The organism is Dyella telluris, assembly GCF_014297575.1.
Taxonomy (GTDB): Bacteria; Pseudomonadota; Gammaproteobacteria; order Xanthomonadales; family Rhodanobacteraceae; genus Dyella; species Dyella telluris.
In genome coordinates, this window is the sequence record NZ_CP060412.1 from 1859872 (window position 1) to 1877536 (window position 17665).

Consider the following 17665-nt stretch of genomic DNA (forward strand, 5'->3'; position numbering starts at 1 on the left):
GCGTTCGGAGGGTTTAGAACTTGGCGTTGATGTTGAAGAACACCTGGCGCGGTGCGCCGGCCATCAGCGTCTGGTTCCAGCCCTGCGGGTCCGAGGCCACGTAGCCGTTGGTGCCCGTGGTCGCGAAGTAGCGCTTGTTGAGCAGGTTGGTCACGTTGAGCCCCAGGCTCAGGTCCTTCACGAAGGACAGCGCGCCCACGTCATAGTTCACGCCCGCGTCGAACAGCCAGTACGACGGCACCTGCGAGTCGTTGATATACGTGATGTAGCGGCGGCCGGTGTACTTGCCGTCCAGCGTGGCGGTGAAGCCGCCGAAGCTGTAGCTCACGTTGCTGGAGAACATCCAGGTGGGGATGCCGACCACATACTTGCCATCGGTCGCCACCACACCGTTGTTCAGGTAGTCATCCTGGTACTTGGAGTTGTCGTAGGACAGCGAGTTGAGCCAGCGCAGGTGTTCCACCGGGCGCCAGATCACCGCCAGATCCACGCCGGTGCTCTTCACCGAACCCACGTTGTTGATGATGGCCGAGCACGTCTGCACGGCGCTGCACGGGGACACCGCCAGCAGGCGGTTGGTGAAGCGGGTGTAGTACGCATCGGCCGAGGCTTCGATGGTGTCGCCGTGCACGCGATAGCCCATCTCGAAAGTCTGCGACTGTTCGGGGCTCAGCGAGCTCTTGCTGGCGTTGAACGCCGCCTGCGACTGGCTGAAGGGCAGGAAGCCATAAGCGGCGATGTTCTTGCTGTAGGAGGCGTAGACCTCCTGCGCGCCGTCGATCTTGTAGTTCACGCCCGCCTGCGGCAGGAAGCCATCGCTGGCGCGGATGCGACCGGCGGCCAGCGCGCTGCTCGCCACCAGCGAATCGGCCGTGTTGGTCACGCCCAGCGCCTTCGCACCGAAGTTCACCGTGAGGCGGTCGTCCATCAGGTGGATGGTGTCGGAGGCGTACGCCGTGCGCGTCTGCGTGTTGTAGTGCTGGAAGAAGCCACGCGCGAACGGCTCTTCATTCTCGTAGAAGTTGCTCAGGTAGTTGTACGCGCCGGTGAGGTAGAAGTAGTTGCGTTCCTGGTTGGTCTTGGCGTTCTCCGCCCAGAAGCCCACCTCGATATCGTTGTTGCCCAGCGAGAACAGCAGCGAGCCGGTGCCGCCGTAGCGGTCCAGGCCGTAATCCGTGGTACGCATGGCCAGCGGCACGGTGGGCGACGACGCCACGTACGGCGTGGCCCACTGACCTTCGCCGCGGTTGTCGTGGTAGTACGTGCCAAGGTTCAGCGTGGTGTGTTCGCTGAGGTTGAACGTGCCGCTCAGGCCGGCAAGGTTGTCGCGACGGATGCCACCACCGGCGTAATAGGTGGAGTCCACCAGGTCGTAGCCGGCCGGCAGCGGCGACAGCACCGACGGATAAGCGCCCTTGCCGTTGTATGCGTTGGCGATCTGCACCGCCGTGTTCCAGTCCGGCTGCAGATAGTCCCAGTTCCAACCCAGCGCCTTCTGGCTGGCCAGGGACAGGTCCATGTAGTCGTACTCCTTGCGACGCGAGTTGTCGACGAACAGGCTGACGCTGCCGCTATCCCACTGGTACACCGACTTCAGGTTCACCTGGTCGGAACGCTGGTCGCCGTAACCCTTCCACTTGTCGGTGGAGGCGTGGTCGTACGACACGAACATCGAGAAGCCGTGATAGTTGCCGGTATCCAGGCGCACGAAGGTACGCGTGGTGGAATCCGAACCGATCACCTGGTTGATGCGCGCGCCCGCCACTGCATCCGGGTCGGCGGTGTAGAACTGGATGGTGCCGCCAAGGTTGGTGTTCGATGCGGTGCCCAGTGCACCGGCGCCCTGCGCCAGCTCCACCGTGCTCAGGTTGTCGCTGCTGATTGCGCGCGATACCTGCAGGCCGGTGGTGGTGCCGTAGCTCATGTTGCCCAGCGGGATGCCATCCAGCGTGAAGCCGAGGCGGCTCTGGTCAAAGCCGTGCAGGGTGATCTGGGTGGACCACTCGTAATCGCCCCACGGATCGGCCGACTGGAAGTTCACGCCCGGCAACTTGTCGATAGCCTTGAGCGGGCTGGTGCCCGGCGTGAGCTGCTGGAGGTCTTCGCTGGTGACCTTCTGCACCTGGCGCGTTTCGCCGGACGCAACCACCGACACGGCCTCCATGGTCTTGGCCTTGTCACGGTTGCCGTTGGCGGATGCATCGGCCGCAGGCGCGGCCACCGCCGGGCTCAGGTCGTCGGCGAATACGATGCCGCCATGAAGAGTAGCCAGTGTTGCCAGCGCGATCGCGGTCCTGCGAAGGGAAAGCTTGGGCATGACGAATCCTCGCGCGCGGATTCTCCGTGAATCCGCACGTGCTTTAGTTGGAAGTCAAAGAGGGGGAAATAGCCGTCCGAACCATTCGGTCGGCATTAGGAAATCGTGAAGGCGTCATGTGTAACGGCGGTTACACCGGTATTTAAAACACCAGCCAAAACCAGCCCGAAATACGACAACGCGTGACAATACGCGTTGTCGCCAGCGCTTACGGAAGCAACGCCTTGCCCTGCGCTTGCGAAAGGCTGACACCAAGCATGCGTGCGACGGTCGGCGCAATGTCGCGCATGTCGATCTCGCCAAGATTCCTGTTCGACGGAACGCCCTTGCCTTCCATCAGGAAAGTCGAGCGCATCTGTGCAAGCGCTGGATCGTAACCATGCATGCCACGGTAATGACCGGGCGACGGCATCGGCGCATCCGGCTTGATGCCCATCTCGTAGCCCGGCTTGAACATCACGAACCACTGCGCCATCGGCGTACCGCCATCCGTCTCCACCTGCGCCCGGTCCAGCACGCGGTCGATGCCATAGGCCGGGTCCTGTTGCAGCTTCGCCAGCAATGCCTGAACTTTCGCCTGCACGGCGGCATCCTTCGGATCGCGCAATACGATGGCGCCACTGCCGCCGTCGTTCCACGGCATCGCCTGCCAGTCGGTCACCGCGCCATCCTTGATCGTGACGAGTCCGGCCGCGATGAAGGGCGCGTACAGGTTCACATCGTGCTGCACCGGCACGAAGCCGTGATCGGATACCACCACGACCACGCCATCGGGATGCACCCGCTGCGCGGCCTGCACCAGCTCACCGACCAGCTGGTCAATCTGCGTCAGCACGGCCTTGGCTTCGGGCGTATCCGGCCCGCTCGCATGCTGCTCGTGATCGAGCGCGGTCAGGTAGGCGGTCATGAAATCAGGCTTGCGCGTTTCCAGCAACTTCACCGCGAAGTGCGCGCGTGTGCGATCCCCTGCCATGCTCTCGTCGATGCCGTCGGCGTAAGGGCCGAGATCCTTCTCCAGTGAGGGCAGCAGGCCGGGCGTGGCGAGTGCCGCCAGCAGCTTGCGGTCGTCGGCCGTACCTGTGCGCCAGATCTGCGGCAGGTTCCAGTCCACCTGCGCGCCGACGCTCACCGGCCAGTGTACGTTCGCCGTGTGCAAGCCAGCCGCATGCGCGGCATCCCACAAGGTGGGCACCTTGATGTCGCTGGCGTACCAGTCCCAGCCAAACTGGTTCTTGTTGTACGGATCGAAGGTCAGGTTGCCGCCAATGCCATGCAGCTCGGGCGACACACCGGTGATCAGCGTGGTGTGGCTGGGATAGGTCAGCGTGGGCAACACACCGCGTACGGATTCGGCGTAGGTGCCCTGCTTGAGGAACGCCTGCAGGTTGGGCAGGTTCAGTCCGCGCTGCCGGGCTTGCAGTACGTCGGCAGGGCGCAGGCCGTCGATGGAGATCATCAGCACCGGGGCCGCAGCGGCGGGCAGGCTGATGGCCAGGGAAAGGAAGCCCGCAGCAAGCAGGGAGGTTTGAAAGCGCATCGTGGAGTCACCGCATCATCGAGAATCAGAGAACCGTTGATACGCTTCACCGTCATTCCAGCGGACGCTGGAATCCAGTGACTCATCAAACGGCGGAACACACCGGATCCCAGCCTTCGCCGGGATGACGATCCAAAGCCGGCGCGACGGAAATGCCCGCCAGGGCTCAGCGGCCGTCGACGGCCTTGCGCCCGAGTGCGGGATCGTCCGTAAAGAAGGCGTCCACGCCGGCGTCGAGATAGGCGCGGATCTCGGCCATGGAACCTTCTTCGTTGAACGTCTTCGGGTCGCTGCCCTTCCAGAAGTTCTTCGCCTGGAAGTAGTTCTCCGGTCGGAAGGTGTAAGGATGCAGTTCCAGCTTCGCCGCGTGCGCGTCATGCGCCAGCGCGGTGGGCTTGCCCAGCGTGCCGTCGGGCGCCAGCGGAATGATCGATCGGATGTTCGGACCGATGGCATCGGCATAGCCGGCGATGTCGTGCAGGCCCGCGGGCGTCATCATCTGCGCGAAGGTCAGCTGCTTGCCTGCCGCCACGACGTCGTACGGCATCTCCTTCGCATCGCCCAGCAGCTGCAGCAGGCGGATATTCGGGTGATCCTTGCCCAGCTTGCCGCGCAGGTAGCGCAGGTTGGCGATCTCGAACGACTGGATTTCCACCGGTGCGGTGCGCGTGTAGGCATGCGCGGCAAGTATGGCCAGCACACGGTCTTCCATCGGCAGGCCTGCCTTCTGGAAATAGGTACCGTGCTTGATCTCGGGAATGATGCCGATCACCCGTCCCTGCGTGGCCGATTCGGTGGCGACGAAATCGATGATTTCGTCCAGGGTGGGGATCTGGAACTGGCCATCGTAGGCGGTGCTGCGGAACTGGGGCAGACGCTCGCGTGCGCGCAGCGTCTTCAGTTCGTCGAGCGTGAAGTCTTCGGTGAACCAGCCGGTGACCTTTTCGCCATCGATGGTCCTGGTGGTCTTGCGCGCGGCGAACTCCGCGTGCTGCGCCACGTCGGTGGTGCCGCTGATCTCGTTCTCGTGGCGGGCCACCGGCACACCGTCCCGGGTCATCACCAGGTCCGGCTCGATGAAATCCGCGCCATCGGCAATGGCCTTGCCGTAAGACGCCAGCGTGTGTTCCGGCCGCAGCGCGCTTGCACCGCGATGTCCGATCACCAGCACCTTCTTCGCCAGCGGTGCTTCGTTCGCCTGACCATTGGCAGCCATCACCAGTGCACCCGCCATCATGATGGCCCAGCATAAACGACTCACGGCGACTCCCTTGCATGTCCCTGTGCGCCCATCCGGCGCGGTGATCCGGCCATCGTGACGACTTCGCATGTCGTTTCATTGACAGCGCGACAGCCATCCGTTTGAACGCAAGCTGCACGTCAGGCAGCCGTGACTGGTGGCACCTCCATGACTTGCGACCGGTGGCGGCCGGCACTGCCGCTGCTAGCGTCGCACCATTACGTACTGCGCGGGTACACCCATGCTCACCACCTTGCTTGCCGCCCTGCTTGCCAGCGCCACGCCCGCCATGAATTGCCACGTGGGCGGCTACCAGCTGTCCGACGGAAGTACGCTGGATATCGCCCCCACCGACAGCGACGCGCTGCGCTGGCGGCGCATCGATGGCAGCACCGGCAAGCTCGTGCACGGCGCCAACGACACCTGGACCAGCACGTTCGGCTGGACCGACCGCCCCGACGGCAAGGATGTGCGCTTCGACGACTGCGCCAAGGGCGGGATCACCTTTGACGGCATCAAGGGCCAACGCATGCCGCTGCAGGTACAGGACGTGACCTTCACCGGCGACGGCGGCACCAAGCTGGTCGGCCGGCTCATCCTTCCGCCCGGCAAGGCCAAGGTGCCCATCGTGGTGCTGGTGCATGGCGCGGAGCATGATTCCGCACGCCTGTTCGATTTCATGCAGCGCCAGTTTCCCGAGGAGGGCGTGGGTGCGTTCGTCTACGACAAGCGCGGCACCGGCGACTCTGGCGGAAGCTACACGCAGGACTACAGCCTGCTCGCCAACGACGCCGTGGCGGCCGTCGCCGAAGCGCGCAAGCTGGCCGGGACGCGTGCCGGCCGTGTGGGCTACCGCGGCGGCAGCCAGGGCGGCTGGGTCGCGCCGCTGGCCGCCACGCGCACCAAGGTGGACTTCATCATCATCGGTTACGGCCTCGCCATCTCGCCACTGGAAGAGGATCGCGAAGCAGTGGCCTTCTATCTCAAGCTCAAGGGCTACGACCAGTCGGTGATCGACAAGGCCTGGCAGCTCTCCGATGCCATCGGCCTGATCCTTTCCAGCAACCTCACGCAGGGCTTCGACCAGCTCGAGGCGGCCAAGGCCAAATACAGCAAGGAACCCTGGTACAAGGACGTGCGCGGCGACTTCACCTACATGGTGTTGCCGATGAGCAGCGACCAGATCCGCGAGAAGGGCAAGCCGTTCACCACCTGGAACGTGCAGTGGCATTACGACTCCATGGCCGTGCTGGAGAAACTCCATACGCCCCAGCTGTGGGAACTGGGCGAGGACGATATCGACGCGCCCAGCGGCGAAACCCTGCGCCGCCTGACCTCATTGCAGGCAAAGGGACTGCCGGTCACCACCGCCCTCTTCCCGCATGCCGAGCACGGCATGACCGAGTATGAGATGAAGGGCGACGAGCGCGTCAGTACGCGCTATGCGGCGGGATACATGCCGATGAGCATCGACTTCGCCAAGGGCATCTGGCATCCGCCGTATGGGGCGAGCAAGGTGGTGTTGCCGGAGAAGGCGGCGACGCCGTAAGCGCAACAGGCGTGTACCGGCTGCTGATGGATGGCGCTCGAGCGCCAATGTAACTACTCGGCGCGGTGGACTCAGACAACGCCTCATTGTCATTCCCGCGAAGGCAGGAGGCGCTTTCGCAGGAATGACGGTGAGGGTGATTGCGGTGAGGACGCGTGAGGGCCGGTGAAGGCGATGGATCGACACAGGCGCTGAATCAGGAACGAGCCGGCTGGCCGCCTTCCCGCCACATCACCTCACCGCCGGCCCGCCCACCTGCTTCAACCACGCCTCATACGTCGGCCGATCCACCGGCACGCCGTCCTTGTTACAGCTGCCCAGCTTGCACAGCGCTTCGCGCAGGCGCGGCGTGTGCTGCACGATCACGTGGAAGATGGCGTTCTGCTCCAGCTCGCCATGGAAGGCTGCCGCGCCGGGACCATGGGCGAAAATGGCCACGTCTTCGCCGCCGTGCGTTTCCGCCTTCATGGGCACAATGGCTTCCTGCATGTAATCCGCATCGTTGGTTTTCACCTTGCCAAGGTCGGGGCGCCCCTGGGTGGCATACGCGTAGTCATGCACGCTGTGCGGAAAGGCCTTGCTGCCTTCCGGCTGCGTATCGCTGGCGCCGGTGTAGCCCGGCCCGTTGGCGAAGCCGAGCGTAGTGTACGGCTTGCCCACGGCATCCCGTGCGAGGCCGGCGCCGCCTTCGTCGTCGTAGCTGTCATTGTGGCCCTGCACCAGGCCGAGGATGTCGTTGCCGCGCTTCGGATAGCCCGCGAAGGTCATGGTATGACTGTGATCCGCCGTCACCACGATCAGCGTGTCTCGCGGATCGGTGTGCTGCAGCGCTGCCTGCACGGCATCGGCCATGGCAATGGTTTCATCGAGCGCGCGGTAGGCGTTGCCAGCGTGCAGTGCATGGTCGATGCGGCCGCCTTCCACCATCAGGAAGAAACCGTTGGGGTTCTGCTTCAGCACGTCGATGGCGCTGGTCGTCATGTCGGCGAGGCTGGGTTCGTCCAGCTTGTCCTTGATGCGTTCGTGCTCGTAGTTGAGGTGCGAGGCATTGAACAGGCCAAGCACCTGCTTCGTGCGTGTCGCATCCAGCGACTTCAGCTGCTGGCCGCTCCATACGTAGGCACCGTCGGGATGCCTGCGCTTCCATTCGGCCACCAGGTCGCGCCCATCCAGGCGCTGACCCACCTTGCCCTGCTCCACCGGATCGTCTTCGCCGGCCACCATGAACTCGGTGCGGCCGCCGCCCATCGCCACGGTGAGGCCATTACCCGGGAAGTCGATGAGCTGGGCGGCGAAGTCCTTGCAGCCGTGTGCCTTCGCGTCGGCGGTGAGGTCGGCGTCGACTTCCCAGTTGCGTTCCGGCAGATGGCCATAGGTAGCCGCCGGCGTGGCGTGCGTGATGCGCGTGGTGGTAACGGCGCCGGTGCTCATGCCTGCCGCCGAGGCCAGCTCCAGCGTGCTCACCAGTTCCTGTCCGCGCGAGGCGGCGCAGTCTTGCCGACGCGGCGCCTGCGATACGCCAATGAAGCCGGCGCGGGTTTTCACGCCACTAATGATCGCCGTCATGGTGCCGGCCGAGTCCGGCGTCTGCTGGTCGGTTTCATAGGTGCGGCTCAGCGCGCTGAAGGGAAAGCGCTCGAAGCTCAGCCGGTAGCTCTCACCATCCACGCCTTTCAGCTGGCCCGCACGCACGTGCGCCGCCGCGATGGTCGGCAGGCTCATGCCATCGCCAAGGAACACGATGACATTCTTCGCGCGCTGGCCAACGCTGTTCGACTGCGCCGACAGCAGCGCTGCCGATGCCGCCCCTTGGCGGAACCACCACTGCGGCGTCTCGCCCTCGGGACGCTGCACCGCCGGCACGTCGATGGCGGCAGCCGCAGGCGGCGCCACTGCCTCGTCGGCACAAGCGGTGAGCAGGAAGAACGAAGCAAGCAACGCAGCGCGGCGCGCCAGCGGCGACACAGGAAACATCGGCAACCCCTTGGAAGAATGACCTTGCACGGATGAACCGTCGATCGTACTGGCGCCGCAAGAACTTGCTGTGACAATCCATGCCAGCACCGGGTGCTAGCCTGCGGCGATGAACCGGCGCGGCCTTTCACTGGCATGGGTGGCGTGGCTGGCCATGGCCGCACCCGCACAGGACGCGCCCACCGGCCTGATCAACGACGCGGTGTTCTCGCAGTACGCCATCGTCGCGAGCAGCGCGGAGCTGGCGCGTCGCCTCGTCACGCCGCTCAATGCATGGCGCCTGCACCAGCGCGTTGCGGCCACCGGCAGCCGCATCGCCGAGCAACCCGTGGATCTCGCCCACGAACGCTTTGCGCTGTACGTACCCGCTGCTGCGCCGCCGGACGGCTACGCGCTGCTGGTCTTCGTGCCGCCATGGAACGAGGCCAGGGTGCCGGCCACCTGGACGGCTGCACTGGAGCGCCACGGCATGATCCTGGTCACGGCGGCCGGCATTGGCAACGACGCCAGCGTGCTCGATCGCCGCGAGCCGGTGGCCTTGCTTGCCGCCACCAATGTCTTGGCGCGCTACCACCTGAATCCGCAGCGCGTGTATGTCGGCGGTTTTTCCGGCGGTTCGCGCGTCGCCCTGCGCCTGGCACTGGGCTATGCCGATCTGTTTCATGGCGTGCTGCTCGATGCCGGCAGCGACGACGTGGGGCGCACAATCCCGTTGCCGCCACCCGCCCTGCTCGAACAGTTCCAGACAGGCTCGCGCGTGGTTTACCTCACTGGGCAGCAGGACACTGCCCACGCGGACAAGGACCGGCAGAGCCGCCAGTCGTTGCGCGATGCCTGCATCGCCGATGTCGACATGCGCACCATGCCGGGCACTGGCCATGACCTTGCCGATGCCGCCGCACTGGATCGCGCGCTGACGTCGCTGGAAACGCAGCACGCGCCCGATAGCGGCTGGCTCGATGCCTGCCGCGCGCGAATGACCGGCGACATCGCCACAAGACTGGCAAAGGTGGGCGCCCTGGTCGACGCGGGCCACATCGAAGACGCTGGAAAACAGCTCGACGAACTCGACCTGCGTTATGGCGGACTGGCCGCGCCCCGCAGCGTGGAAATGGCGACGCGGCTGCAGCAGGCCGCGTCGCCCCGGCCTTAGCCCAGCGTGGCCGCCTCAAGACGACCCGCACGTACGGCCTTCACCAGCGCGGCGTGATCGCGCTCGTTCTGCTGGGCGTAGGCCACCGAGAACGAGGTGATCGCATCGGCAAAGGCGTCACTCTTGCCGAGGTAGGCCGACAACAGCACGGCATCGCCCGAGCGCGCGTGCGCGCGGGCCAGCGCGTGCGCGCACAAGCGGCCATAACGGCGCAGGTTGGGCACGCGCATGACCTCCACCTGTGGCGACACCTTGGCGTCGCGCAGCTGGCGCACATAGAACTGGCGCTGCGGGCCCTGCGTCCAGCCGAGAAACATGTCGCTGGCCGACTGCATCAAGCGCTGGCCAGCCACCACGCGCTGGCCCTGGTGCTTGTACAGGCTGGTGCCCACGAACGGCTCGATCACCGACTGGCGCGCCTCCTTGAACTGCAGGAACAGCGGATCGCCATTGCCCGATACGAGCAGGATGATGCCGCAATACGTGCCGACGCTGCCCACGCCCACCACCTTCACCGCCATGTCCACCGGATCGAAGCGATCGAGCAGCACGCGACGCTCCGGCTGCAGGGTGTCGCGGTAGTGATCGAACGCCAGCTGGCGCTCCTCCAGCGATACATGGTTGCGCAGGTCTTCGTCGTGATAGATCAGCGGCGGCTCGTCATGGATGCGCGGCGGTGAGCCACCCGCCACCGTGAGCTTGATGAATTCCTTGGTATGCGCGGTGTACTCCACGGCCTTGCGCACGCTTTTGTTGCTCAGCTTTTTCAGATCTTCGTCCTGCATGCGATCGATGATGTCCTGCAGGTCGATGTGGTCATACCACGCATCGAGCAGCGGCATCTCGGCATAGCCGGCAAGGTTTTCCCGATAGGCGTCGGCCGCCGCCCAGGCGATCTCCTTCGCGTCATCGGCATCGAAGCCGTTGGACTGCGCCGCCACCACCAGGCTGGCGCACAGGCGCTTGACGTCCCACTCCCACGGACCAATGGTGGTCTCGTCGAAATCGTTGATGTCGAACACGAGCTTGCGCTCGGGCGTGGCGAAGCCGCCGAAGTTGACCAGATGGCAGTCGCCGCAGATCTGCAGGTGGATACCGGTGCTCACCGTGGTGGCAAGGTCGCCCGCCATGATCGCCGCCGCACCGCGATAGAAGGCAAATGGCGAGGCCATCATGCGCGCATTGCGGATGGGCACCAGTGCCGGCACGCGCCCTTTCGATGTTTCGATAAGCACGTCCACGGGATCGAAGCGGTTCTTCGGCGCCTTCCAGCCCCCCAGCGACTTGCGCGATACCTTCTCGCGCAGCACACGCGCCACTTCCTGCCGTTCCGCGGGGCTCCTGAGCAGCGTCGCCTGAGAAAGAGGACCCGGCCCCTGTGGGGACCGCGCGTGCGGCGATGCCTTTTCGCTGCCCTTGGATGGCCTGCGGGTTACGCGGGGCGCCTGCTCGTCGGTTGTCTTCGCCATGGTTCCACCTTGCGTAGGGGCACCGGAGTGCCCGTGGGGTCACATCAGCGATTCATTTGACGCCTGCGCCCGCCAAAGGGGAACAGAAAAACTACCTACGTCCGCAAGCGGCGCATGGCGTGCCGAGGGTTAGTCGCTCAGCGTTTCATGGCTGGCGACTTCGCCCTGCTTCCAGTAGCTGGACGCCTTAATGCGCTGCCGGTCCATGCCGTGCACGTCGATCAGCCGCTGGCGCACCTTGCGGATGCTGGCGTACTCGCCGGCGGCCCAGGCGAAACCGTCACCCTCGGGCAGGGTGAGGCGTTCCACGGCTTCGGGCAGGCCGCCGTCACCGGCGTCGCGCTGCAGCCAGGTCAGGCGGGCCTCGGCCCGGGTGGAGATCGCGAACCTGGCGTCGGCGCTATCCACTTCGATGATGGCGACGATGCGCTCGCCGGGCGCGGCTTCTTCCAGGCGGCGCGCGATGGCCGGCAGGGCCGTTTCGTCGCCCAGCAGCAGATACCAGTCCTGACCTTCCGGAAGGATGGCCGAACCGCGCGGGCCGCCCAGGCCCAGCACGTCGCCTACCGCGGCGCCACGCGCCCAGGACACGGCCGGACCTTCGCCGTGCAGCACGAACTCGATGTCCAGCTCGTTGGCATCGCGGTCATACCGGCGGGGCGTGTAGTCACGGCTGGGCGGGCGCGGCAACGATGGGTCGAACGCGATGCCCTGCTCCGTCACCTTGGGCAGGCGGGGGCGGGATTCGCCGGGCGCGGGGAAAAACAGCTTCACGTGGTCATCGAACGACGCGGAGACGAAATCGGACAGGTCGCCGGTCAGGGTGACGCGCAGCAGGCGCGGGGACGTGAGCGCCAGCCGCTTCACGGTCAGCTCGCGCATTTTCAGGGGATGGCGCACGCGCCGGATCTCGGGGGAAGTCGGGGACATTGGGGGCCTCGCTGGTCGCGGCGTGGTTGCGCCGCTATAATGGATGCAACTCATAGTGAGCTTGCTCAATACTTTTCCATGACCACCGTCCGCAAGTCAACCACCGTCGAGCTGGCCGACGCCTTCCTCGCCCTGCACCACCTGGTGCGCAAGCACGTCGATGCCGCCATGACGGCGGCCGGGCTGTCACTGTCGCAATCCAAGCTGCTGGCCCTGGTGGCCCGGCTGGCCCCCTGCCGTCCGAGCGACATCGCCACGCAGATGGGCTACGCACCGCGCACGGTCACCACGGCGCTGGACGCGCTGGAAGAAAACGGCTGGATCGAACGCACGCCGCATCCCACCGACCGGCGCGCCCAACTGGTGACGATCACCGCCGCGGGCCAGGCAAAGCTGGACGAAGTGCAGGGCCCCAAGCGCCACGCCGTCGAGCAGTTGTTCGGCGTGCTCAACGCCCAGGAGCAGAAGCAGCTGCGTGAACTGATGGACCGCGTGCGCGAACGCGACGGCGCCTGACGCTAGTTCAGCGGCGCGGTGATCACCAGCTTGTCCACGTCATAGCCGCGTTCAGCCGCATGCCGGCGCAAGGCCTCGAACTGCGTGCGCGACATGTCCGGCTCGCGCGACAACACCCATAGATAGCGCCTGCTCGGGCTGCCAACCACCGCCCAGCGATAGCCGGGATCCAGCTCCACCACCCAGTAGTCCGCCCAGACCCAGGGCAACCACGCCAGCCACGCCGGCGCGAAGCGTACTTCCAGCGCACCGGCGGGCCCACGCGTGGTGCGGGCCACGCCGTCGGATGCATCCATGCCACCGCCTTTGGTGCGGCAGGCGTTGTGCACACGCACCTGACCATCGGGTAGTTCGCTGTAGGTCGCGGTGATGTGATCCACGCACTGGCGCTGGAAGAACATCGGCAGATGCGCGATCTCGTGCCACACGCCCAGATAGCGCTTCAGGTCAAGCTGCTTCACCGGTTCGTTGGCCAGCGACTGGGCATGCGCGGCGGAAACGCCCAGCATTGCGCCCAACAACCACCACGCCTTTCGACGATGCGCCATGCTCTGCTCCCATGAATGCACCTGACGACCAGTGTGATCGGGGGGTGTCACGCGCACGCAAAAAGGGGGTGACGAAAGCGTCACCCCCTTTCACTTGCGTGAGCGTCGTAGCGCCTTTCGTTCAGGCGGCCTGACTCTGAATGGTCGTCGCCGACGGTGTGGCCTGCGCACCGATCTCGACGCGACGCAGCTTGTACGCCTCGGGAATCTCGCGCTTGAGTTCAAGCACCAGCAAGCCGTTTTCCATGCTCGCACCGGTGACCAGCATGTGGTCGGCCAGTTCGAAACGGCGGTTGAAGGGGCGGTTGGCGATGCCACGATGCAGCACTTCGCCTTCCTGCTCGCCCTTGCGCTCGCCGCTGACGGTGAGCATGTTGCCCTGCACGGTGATGTTGATGTCTTCGCGACCGAACCCCGCCACCGCCATGGTGATGCGGTACTTGTCTTCGCTCAGCTTGACGGAATCGAACGGCGGCCAGTTGTCGTTCGTCTGCGTGCGGGCGGCCGCCTCGAGCAGGTCGAACACGCGGTCATAGCCGATGCTGGAACGGTGCAGCGGCGAAAAATCCAGGACAGTACGCATAACCCTTATCTCCATTGAGCAAGAAGGTAGACGCCGCGCGACATGCAGCGGCGCACCGGCCCCGAAGCGACCGGTGACGGGGAAATGTGGATGCGCCGGATTGATTCAAGTCGCCGTCGTCAGGCGCCGTTTAGCCATCCAAAAAAATCCGGTGGCGCGCTTGAAGTGCTCCGGCCGGGCCCCATGGGACGCCCCGGTTCGCATCTCAAGCCCCCCCTTGGCGGACCCGGTCTTTTCGTTTCCGGAAAGGATGCTTCACCGCCCAGCCTGATTCCGCCGTCACGGCGCGATCGCTAAGGTGAGGCCTCCTTTCGGAGAACCGCCATGGCACGCCGTCACCTCGTTGCTCCCCTGCTCGCCGCCTCCCTTGCCGCCACTCCGCTGGCCCCGGCCAAGGCCGCCGATGCCGCGCTGGTGAAGCCCGGCACACTCGTCGTGGACGCCAGCCTGCCTGCCGCCGTGGCGAGCGCCAATGAACTGGCCGCCCGTCGCTACGACACCTTCTGGAACACCGGCGACGAGGCGCTGGCCAGGGCGGCGCTGTCACCGCAGTTCGTCGACCGCACGCCGCCCCCGGGACGCGCCCAGGGCCCGGAGGGTCCGCTGCAGGCATCGAAGGCCTTCCGCCAGGCGGTACCCGACCTCAGTTGCGCAGTGGACCAAATGCTGGTGGTCGGCGACCGGGTGGTATCGCACCTGCATTTCGCCGGCCATTTCACCGGCACCTTCCACGGCGTACAGGGCAAGGGGCAGGCCATCGACTTCATCGCCACGGATATCTACCGCGTGCAGGACGGCCGCATCGTCGAGAACTGGCACCTGGAAGACAATCTCACCCTGCTCAAACAGCTCGGCGCGATCAAGGAGTGATCGCCGGGCGACGCGTCAGTCCGGGTCCGTCCCGTGGCGCGTGATGCACTCGGGCAGGCGCACCCATGGATGCCGGCGTTTGTCGTACACCGAGTCCTCCGGTGGCGGAAACGAGGGATCGGCAAAGGCGCCCACCGCTACGGATACGCGCCCTTGCACGCCTTCTTCGGTGTGGAACACGTTGCTGCCGCAGATGGGACAGAATCGGAAGCGGAATTGCGAGCCATGGTCGCCGGTGCGCACGAATTCCGTGGACTGCCCGGTAACCTCATACGGCGCGGCAAACGCTGCCAGCGCAGCGAACACGCTGCCCGTGCGCTGCTGGCAGGCCAGGCAATGGCAGACGCCGATACCCAGGGGGTCGCCGTGCACTTCGATCTGCAACTGGCCGCAATAACAGGATGCCGTTCTGCTGGACATGGAAACCTCCGGGGAGATCGTGAATGTCAGGGCTTGCCGGCCGCGCCCTCGCCGTCGACCAGCTGGCGAACGCGCAGCGCGTCCTCCGGTGTAGCCGGGCTGTACACCACCATGCTCAGCCCCGGCGGCTCAGTGACCGCGAACACCGAGTAGTCGAGCGCGATGGGCCCAACGAGTGGGTGACGCATGTGCTTGGTGCCTTCGCCGTACCGGCGCACGTCGTGGTCGCGCCACATGGCGGCGAAATCCGCGCTCTGCTCGCACAGCTCCGCCACGAAGGCTTCCACTTCCTTCGTGGCGCCCACGCGCGCCACTTCCGCGCGGAAGGTCGCCACGATGGCGCGCGCATCGCGCTCCCACTCGGTCATGCGCTCGCGCACCTGCGGATGGCCAAACACCAGGCGCAGCGAGTTGCGCTGTTCCGGCGGGAACGCGGCGTAGTCGCCCAGCACCTTCGTGGCGGCGTGGTTCCACGCCACGATGTCCCAGCGCACCGTGCGCACGAACGCCGGGCTATAGGTCATGGCATCGAGCACGCTTTGCAGGCGCGGAGTGACGCCTTGCGGCGCCTCGTACTTCACCTGCGGCAGGCGATGCTGCGCCAGCAGGAAAAGATGTTCGCGCTCCACCGGGTCCAGTGCCAGTGCGCGCGCCAGCCGCTCAAGCACATCGGCGGACGGCGAACCGCCGCGCCCCTGCTCCAGCCAGGTGTACCAGGTGGCGCTGACGTTGGCGCGCTGCGCCACTTCCTCGCGGCGCAGGCCCGGCGTGCGCCGGCGCGAACCTGAAAAGCCGTACGTCACCGGATCCAGCCGCGCGCGACGATCCCTGAGGAAGATCCCCAGCGGGTTGTCGTCGTTGCCAGTCATGCTGAATCTGTCAGTGGCCATACCGGTATCACGTCGCGGCTCGCGGCCGTTGCGCCTTGCCCGGATCACCCGGATCGGTCGATGCACTCATCGACTCTACCATGCGTGTGTCTGGCGCCGGCCGAAGCCGGGTTCTGCTCCCGACGCGTTGAACGAAACGCTCAGCGCCTGATCGCCAGCACGCCATCCAGCGCCAGGTCCGCCTTGAAGCCCGCCTTCTCCAGTCGCTTCGCCACTTCGCGCGGCACGTCGCGATCACTGGTGAGCTTGTTCGGGCTGCCGGTGTAATGGAAAAGTCGGCCGTTACGACGCAGCACCCGCGCAAGATGATCGTAGAACGCCTGCGAATACAGCTCGCCGGCAATACCGAAACGCGGCGGGTCGTGCAGCAGGGCATCCACCGACGCATCGGCGATCTGCGTGATGGCCTGCGATACGTCACCGTGCGTCAGCTCCAGCCGCCCACCACTCGCCGGCGAATCCGGATCGGGCGACCACGGGTTGATGGTGCGCAGCCAAAGCACATCGGCGTTCTTTTCGAACGACCGGATGCGCGCCACGCCAGCCTCCAGGCAACACGCCGCGAAATAGCCCAGGCCACCACAGGTATCGAGCACCACCTTGCCGCGGGGCTCGACCAGCGCCACCTTGCGGCGCGCATCCTCGAACGGTGACTCCTTCGAGGTCGGCAGCATCTTGATGCCGTCGATCTCGAACGTGGGCGCGTCCCATTCGGTCGGCACCAGCTTGATCAGCGAGTTGGAGAAACACGACACCGAGGAAAAATCCTCGCCATCCCAGTAATAGATCGTGCGGTCTTTCAGCTTGCCAGGATACGGGTAGGACTGGCCCAGCCATTGCCATGTATCCGCCTGCAGCGACGCACGGCCGGTGGAGCGGCCAAGATCCATCGAGCCGGACCATTCCTCGCGACCGCCATCGCGCGCGGCGAGCAGGGCTTCGCCGATCGGGCGCGTGAGCAGGGGGCCGGAATAATGCGACACGGCGAGGGATCTCCAGGGACAAGGCCACGCATTTTATGCGCTAACACGGCGGCATGCCCGGCCCGGGCGGAAGTTCACCGCCCTCGACGGCCTCCGTCGTTGCGGAAAATTTACGCTGACCGCCTTTTCCAGCGTATCGCCTTTACTCCCCACGGCCGCAGCATGGCGACATCCGCCCCACGTGGCGACGACGGTAGCCTCCGTGAGCATCGTGATCATCCAGGGACCCCATGCCCAACAACCCCACGCCGCCAGCCTTGCCGGCGGCGAACTCCACCCTAACCTGCAACAGCTCGCCGCTGCGGCGGGGCGCACGCTGGAGCTGTTCCGTTGCAACGGCCTGTGCGATTTCGTGGCCTGCGTGCGTTCGATGAAGCGCCGGTCCTCGGAGTTCATGCTGCTGGACCCGGGCGAGCTGGGACCGGAAGCCACGGCCCATCCGGAAGCCGGGCTGAGCGATGCGCTGGACGACATCGCCACGCCGTACGTGGAAGTGCATGAAGACGCCAGCACGGAGCTCGGCGTTCCGCCGGGCCAGCATCACGCACCGGTAGCCACCGTGATCATCAACGGCGACCTGGGCAGCAGTTACCGCATCGGGCTGGGCATCGCGCTGCGCCGGCTGCGCGATGACGACCTCGCCAGCCGCGCGGCCTAAGCGCGCGGCGTACACAGGACCGACAACG

General features: G+C 65.6%; 16 protein-coding genes. 5 read left to right on the plus strand and 11 right to left on the minus strand.

Annotated features, from left to right (window positions below):
- Window positions 1-13: 13 nt before the first annotated feature.
- The 3 genes from H8F01_RS08470 to H8F01_RS08480 form a co-directional block, all read right to left on the minus strand.
- The gene (locus tag H8F01_RS08470; RefSeq protein ID WP_187058568.1) at window positions 14-2317 is read right to left on the minus strand and encodes a TonB-dependent receptor; all 2304 of its coding nucleotides are present in this window, start codon (window positions 2315-2317) and stop codon (window positions 14-16) included.
- 208 nt (window positions 2318-2525) lie between these two features.
- Window positions 2526-3854, minus strand: coding sequence for an alkaline phosphatase family protein (locus H8F01_RS08475; protein ID WP_187058570.1), 1329 nt, complete (start codon window positions 3852-3854; stop codon window positions 2526-2528).
- Between the two features lie 166 nt (window positions 3855-4020).
- On the minus strand, window positions 4021-5091 hold the full coding sequence (locus tag H8F01_RS08480; RefSeq protein ID WP_187059215.1) for a glycerophosphodiester phosphodiesterase: 1071 nt from the start codon (window positions 5089-5091) through the stop codon (window positions 4021-4023).
- A gap of 244 nt (window positions 5092-5335) precedes the next feature.
- Between H8F01_RS08480 and H8F01_RS08485 the strand changes: the two genes are divergently transcribed.
- Entirely contained in the window at window positions 5336-6643 is a 1308-nt protein-coding gene (locus H8F01_RS08485; RefSeq protein ID WP_187058571.1) for an alpha/beta hydrolase family protein, read from the plus strand.
- Window positions 6644-6874: 231 nt separating this feature from the next.
- Here H8F01_RS08485 and H8F01_RS08490 read toward each other — a convergent pair whose 3' ends face one another.
- Window positions 6875-8617: an alkaline phosphatase gene (locus tag H8F01_RS08490; protein ID WP_187058573.1), complete on the minus strand. Its 1743-nt coding sequence runs from the start codon at window positions 8615-8617 to the stop codon at window positions 6875-6877.
- Window positions 8618-8726: 109 nt separating this feature from the next.
- Between H8F01_RS08490 and H8F01_RS08495 the strand changes: the two genes are divergently transcribed.
- Window positions 8727-9770 (plus strand): alpha/beta hydrolase family protein, encoded by a 1044-nt coding sequence (locus H8F01_RS08495; RefSeq protein ID WP_187058575.1) that lies wholly within the window; start codon window positions 8727-8729, stop codon window positions 9768-9770.
- Here H8F01_RS08495 and H8F01_RS08500 read toward each other — a convergent pair.
- Window positions 9767-11239 (minus strand): DUF2252 domain-containing protein, encoded by a 1473-nt coding sequence (locus H8F01_RS08500; RefSeq protein ID WP_238481192.1) that lies wholly within the window; start codon window positions 11237-11239, stop codon window positions 9767-9769. The two genes, H8F01_RS08495 and H8F01_RS08500, sit on opposite strands and share 4 nt — an antisense overlap.
- A gap of 129 nt (window positions 11240-11368) precedes the next feature.
- Window positions 11369-12169: a siderophore-interacting protein gene (locus H8F01_RS08505; protein WP_187058576.1), complete on the minus strand. Its 801-nt coding sequence runs from the start codon at window positions 12167-12169 to the stop codon at window positions 11369-11371.
- 78 nt (window positions 12170-12247) lie between these two features.
- On the opposite strand from H8F01_RS08505, the gene H8F01_RS08510 reads away from it, so the two are divergent.
- A complete protein-coding gene (locus tag H8F01_RS08510) occupies window positions 12248-12685 on the plus strand; it encodes a MarR family winged helix-turn-helix transcriptional regulator (protein ID WP_187058577.1) in 438 nt (145 codons plus the stop codon).
- 2 nt (window positions 12686-12687) lie between these two features.
- Here the strand turns inward: H8F01_RS08510 and H8F01_RS08515 are convergent, their stop codons facing one another.
- A complete protein-coding gene (locus tag H8F01_RS08515) occupies window positions 12688-13194 on the minus strand; it encodes a lipocalin family protein (protein ID WP_425490112.1) in 507 nt (168 codons plus the stop codon).
- Between the two features lie 160 nt (window positions 13195-13354).
- Window positions 13355-13816, minus strand: a complete 462-nt coding sequence (locus H8F01_RS08520; protein ID WP_187058580.1) for an Hsp20 family protein — start codon at window positions 13814-13816, stop codon at window positions 13355-13357.
- 324 nt (window positions 13817-14140) lie between these two features.
- On the opposite strand from H8F01_RS08520, the gene H8F01_RS08525 reads away from it, so the two are divergent.
- Window positions 14141-14686: an ester cyclase gene (locus tag H8F01_RS08525; protein WP_187058581.1), complete on the plus strand. Its 546-nt coding sequence runs from the start codon at window positions 14141-14143 to the stop codon at window positions 14684-14686.
- A 15-nt stretch (window positions 14687-14701) separates the two neighbouring features.
- Here the strand turns inward: H8F01_RS08525 and H8F01_RS08530 are convergent, their stop codons facing one another.
- The 3 genes from H8F01_RS08530 to H8F01_RS08540 all read right to left on the minus strand — a co-directional run bounded on the left by H8F01_RS08530 (window position 14702) and on the right by H8F01_RS08540 (window position 16979).
- Entirely contained in the window at window positions 14702-15106 is a 405-nt protein-coding gene (locus tag H8F01_RS08530) for a GFA family protein (protein ID WP_187058583.1), read from the minus strand.
- Window positions 15107-15132: 26 nt separating this feature from the next.
- On the minus strand, window positions 15133-15975 hold the full coding sequence (locus H8F01_RS08535; RefSeq protein WP_187058585.1) for a helix-turn-helix transcriptional regulator: 843 nt from the start codon (window positions 15973-15975) through the stop codon (window positions 15133-15135).
- Window positions 15976-16136: 161 nt separating this feature from the next.
- The gene (locus H8F01_RS08540; RefSeq protein ID WP_187058586.1) at window positions 16137-16979 is read right to left on the minus strand and encodes a class I SAM-dependent methyltransferase; all 843 of its coding nucleotides are present in this window, start codon (window positions 16977-16979) and stop codon (window positions 16137-16139) included.
- A gap of 202 nt (window positions 16980-17181) precedes the next feature.
- Between H8F01_RS08540 and H8F01_RS08545 the strand changes: the two genes are divergently transcribed.
- On the plus strand, window positions 17182-17637 hold the full coding sequence (locus H8F01_RS08545) for a hypothetical protein (RefSeq protein WP_187058588.1): 456 nt from the start codon (window positions 17182-17184) through the stop codon (window positions 17635-17637).
- The last annotated feature ends 28 nt before the right edge of the window (window positions 17638-17665 follow it).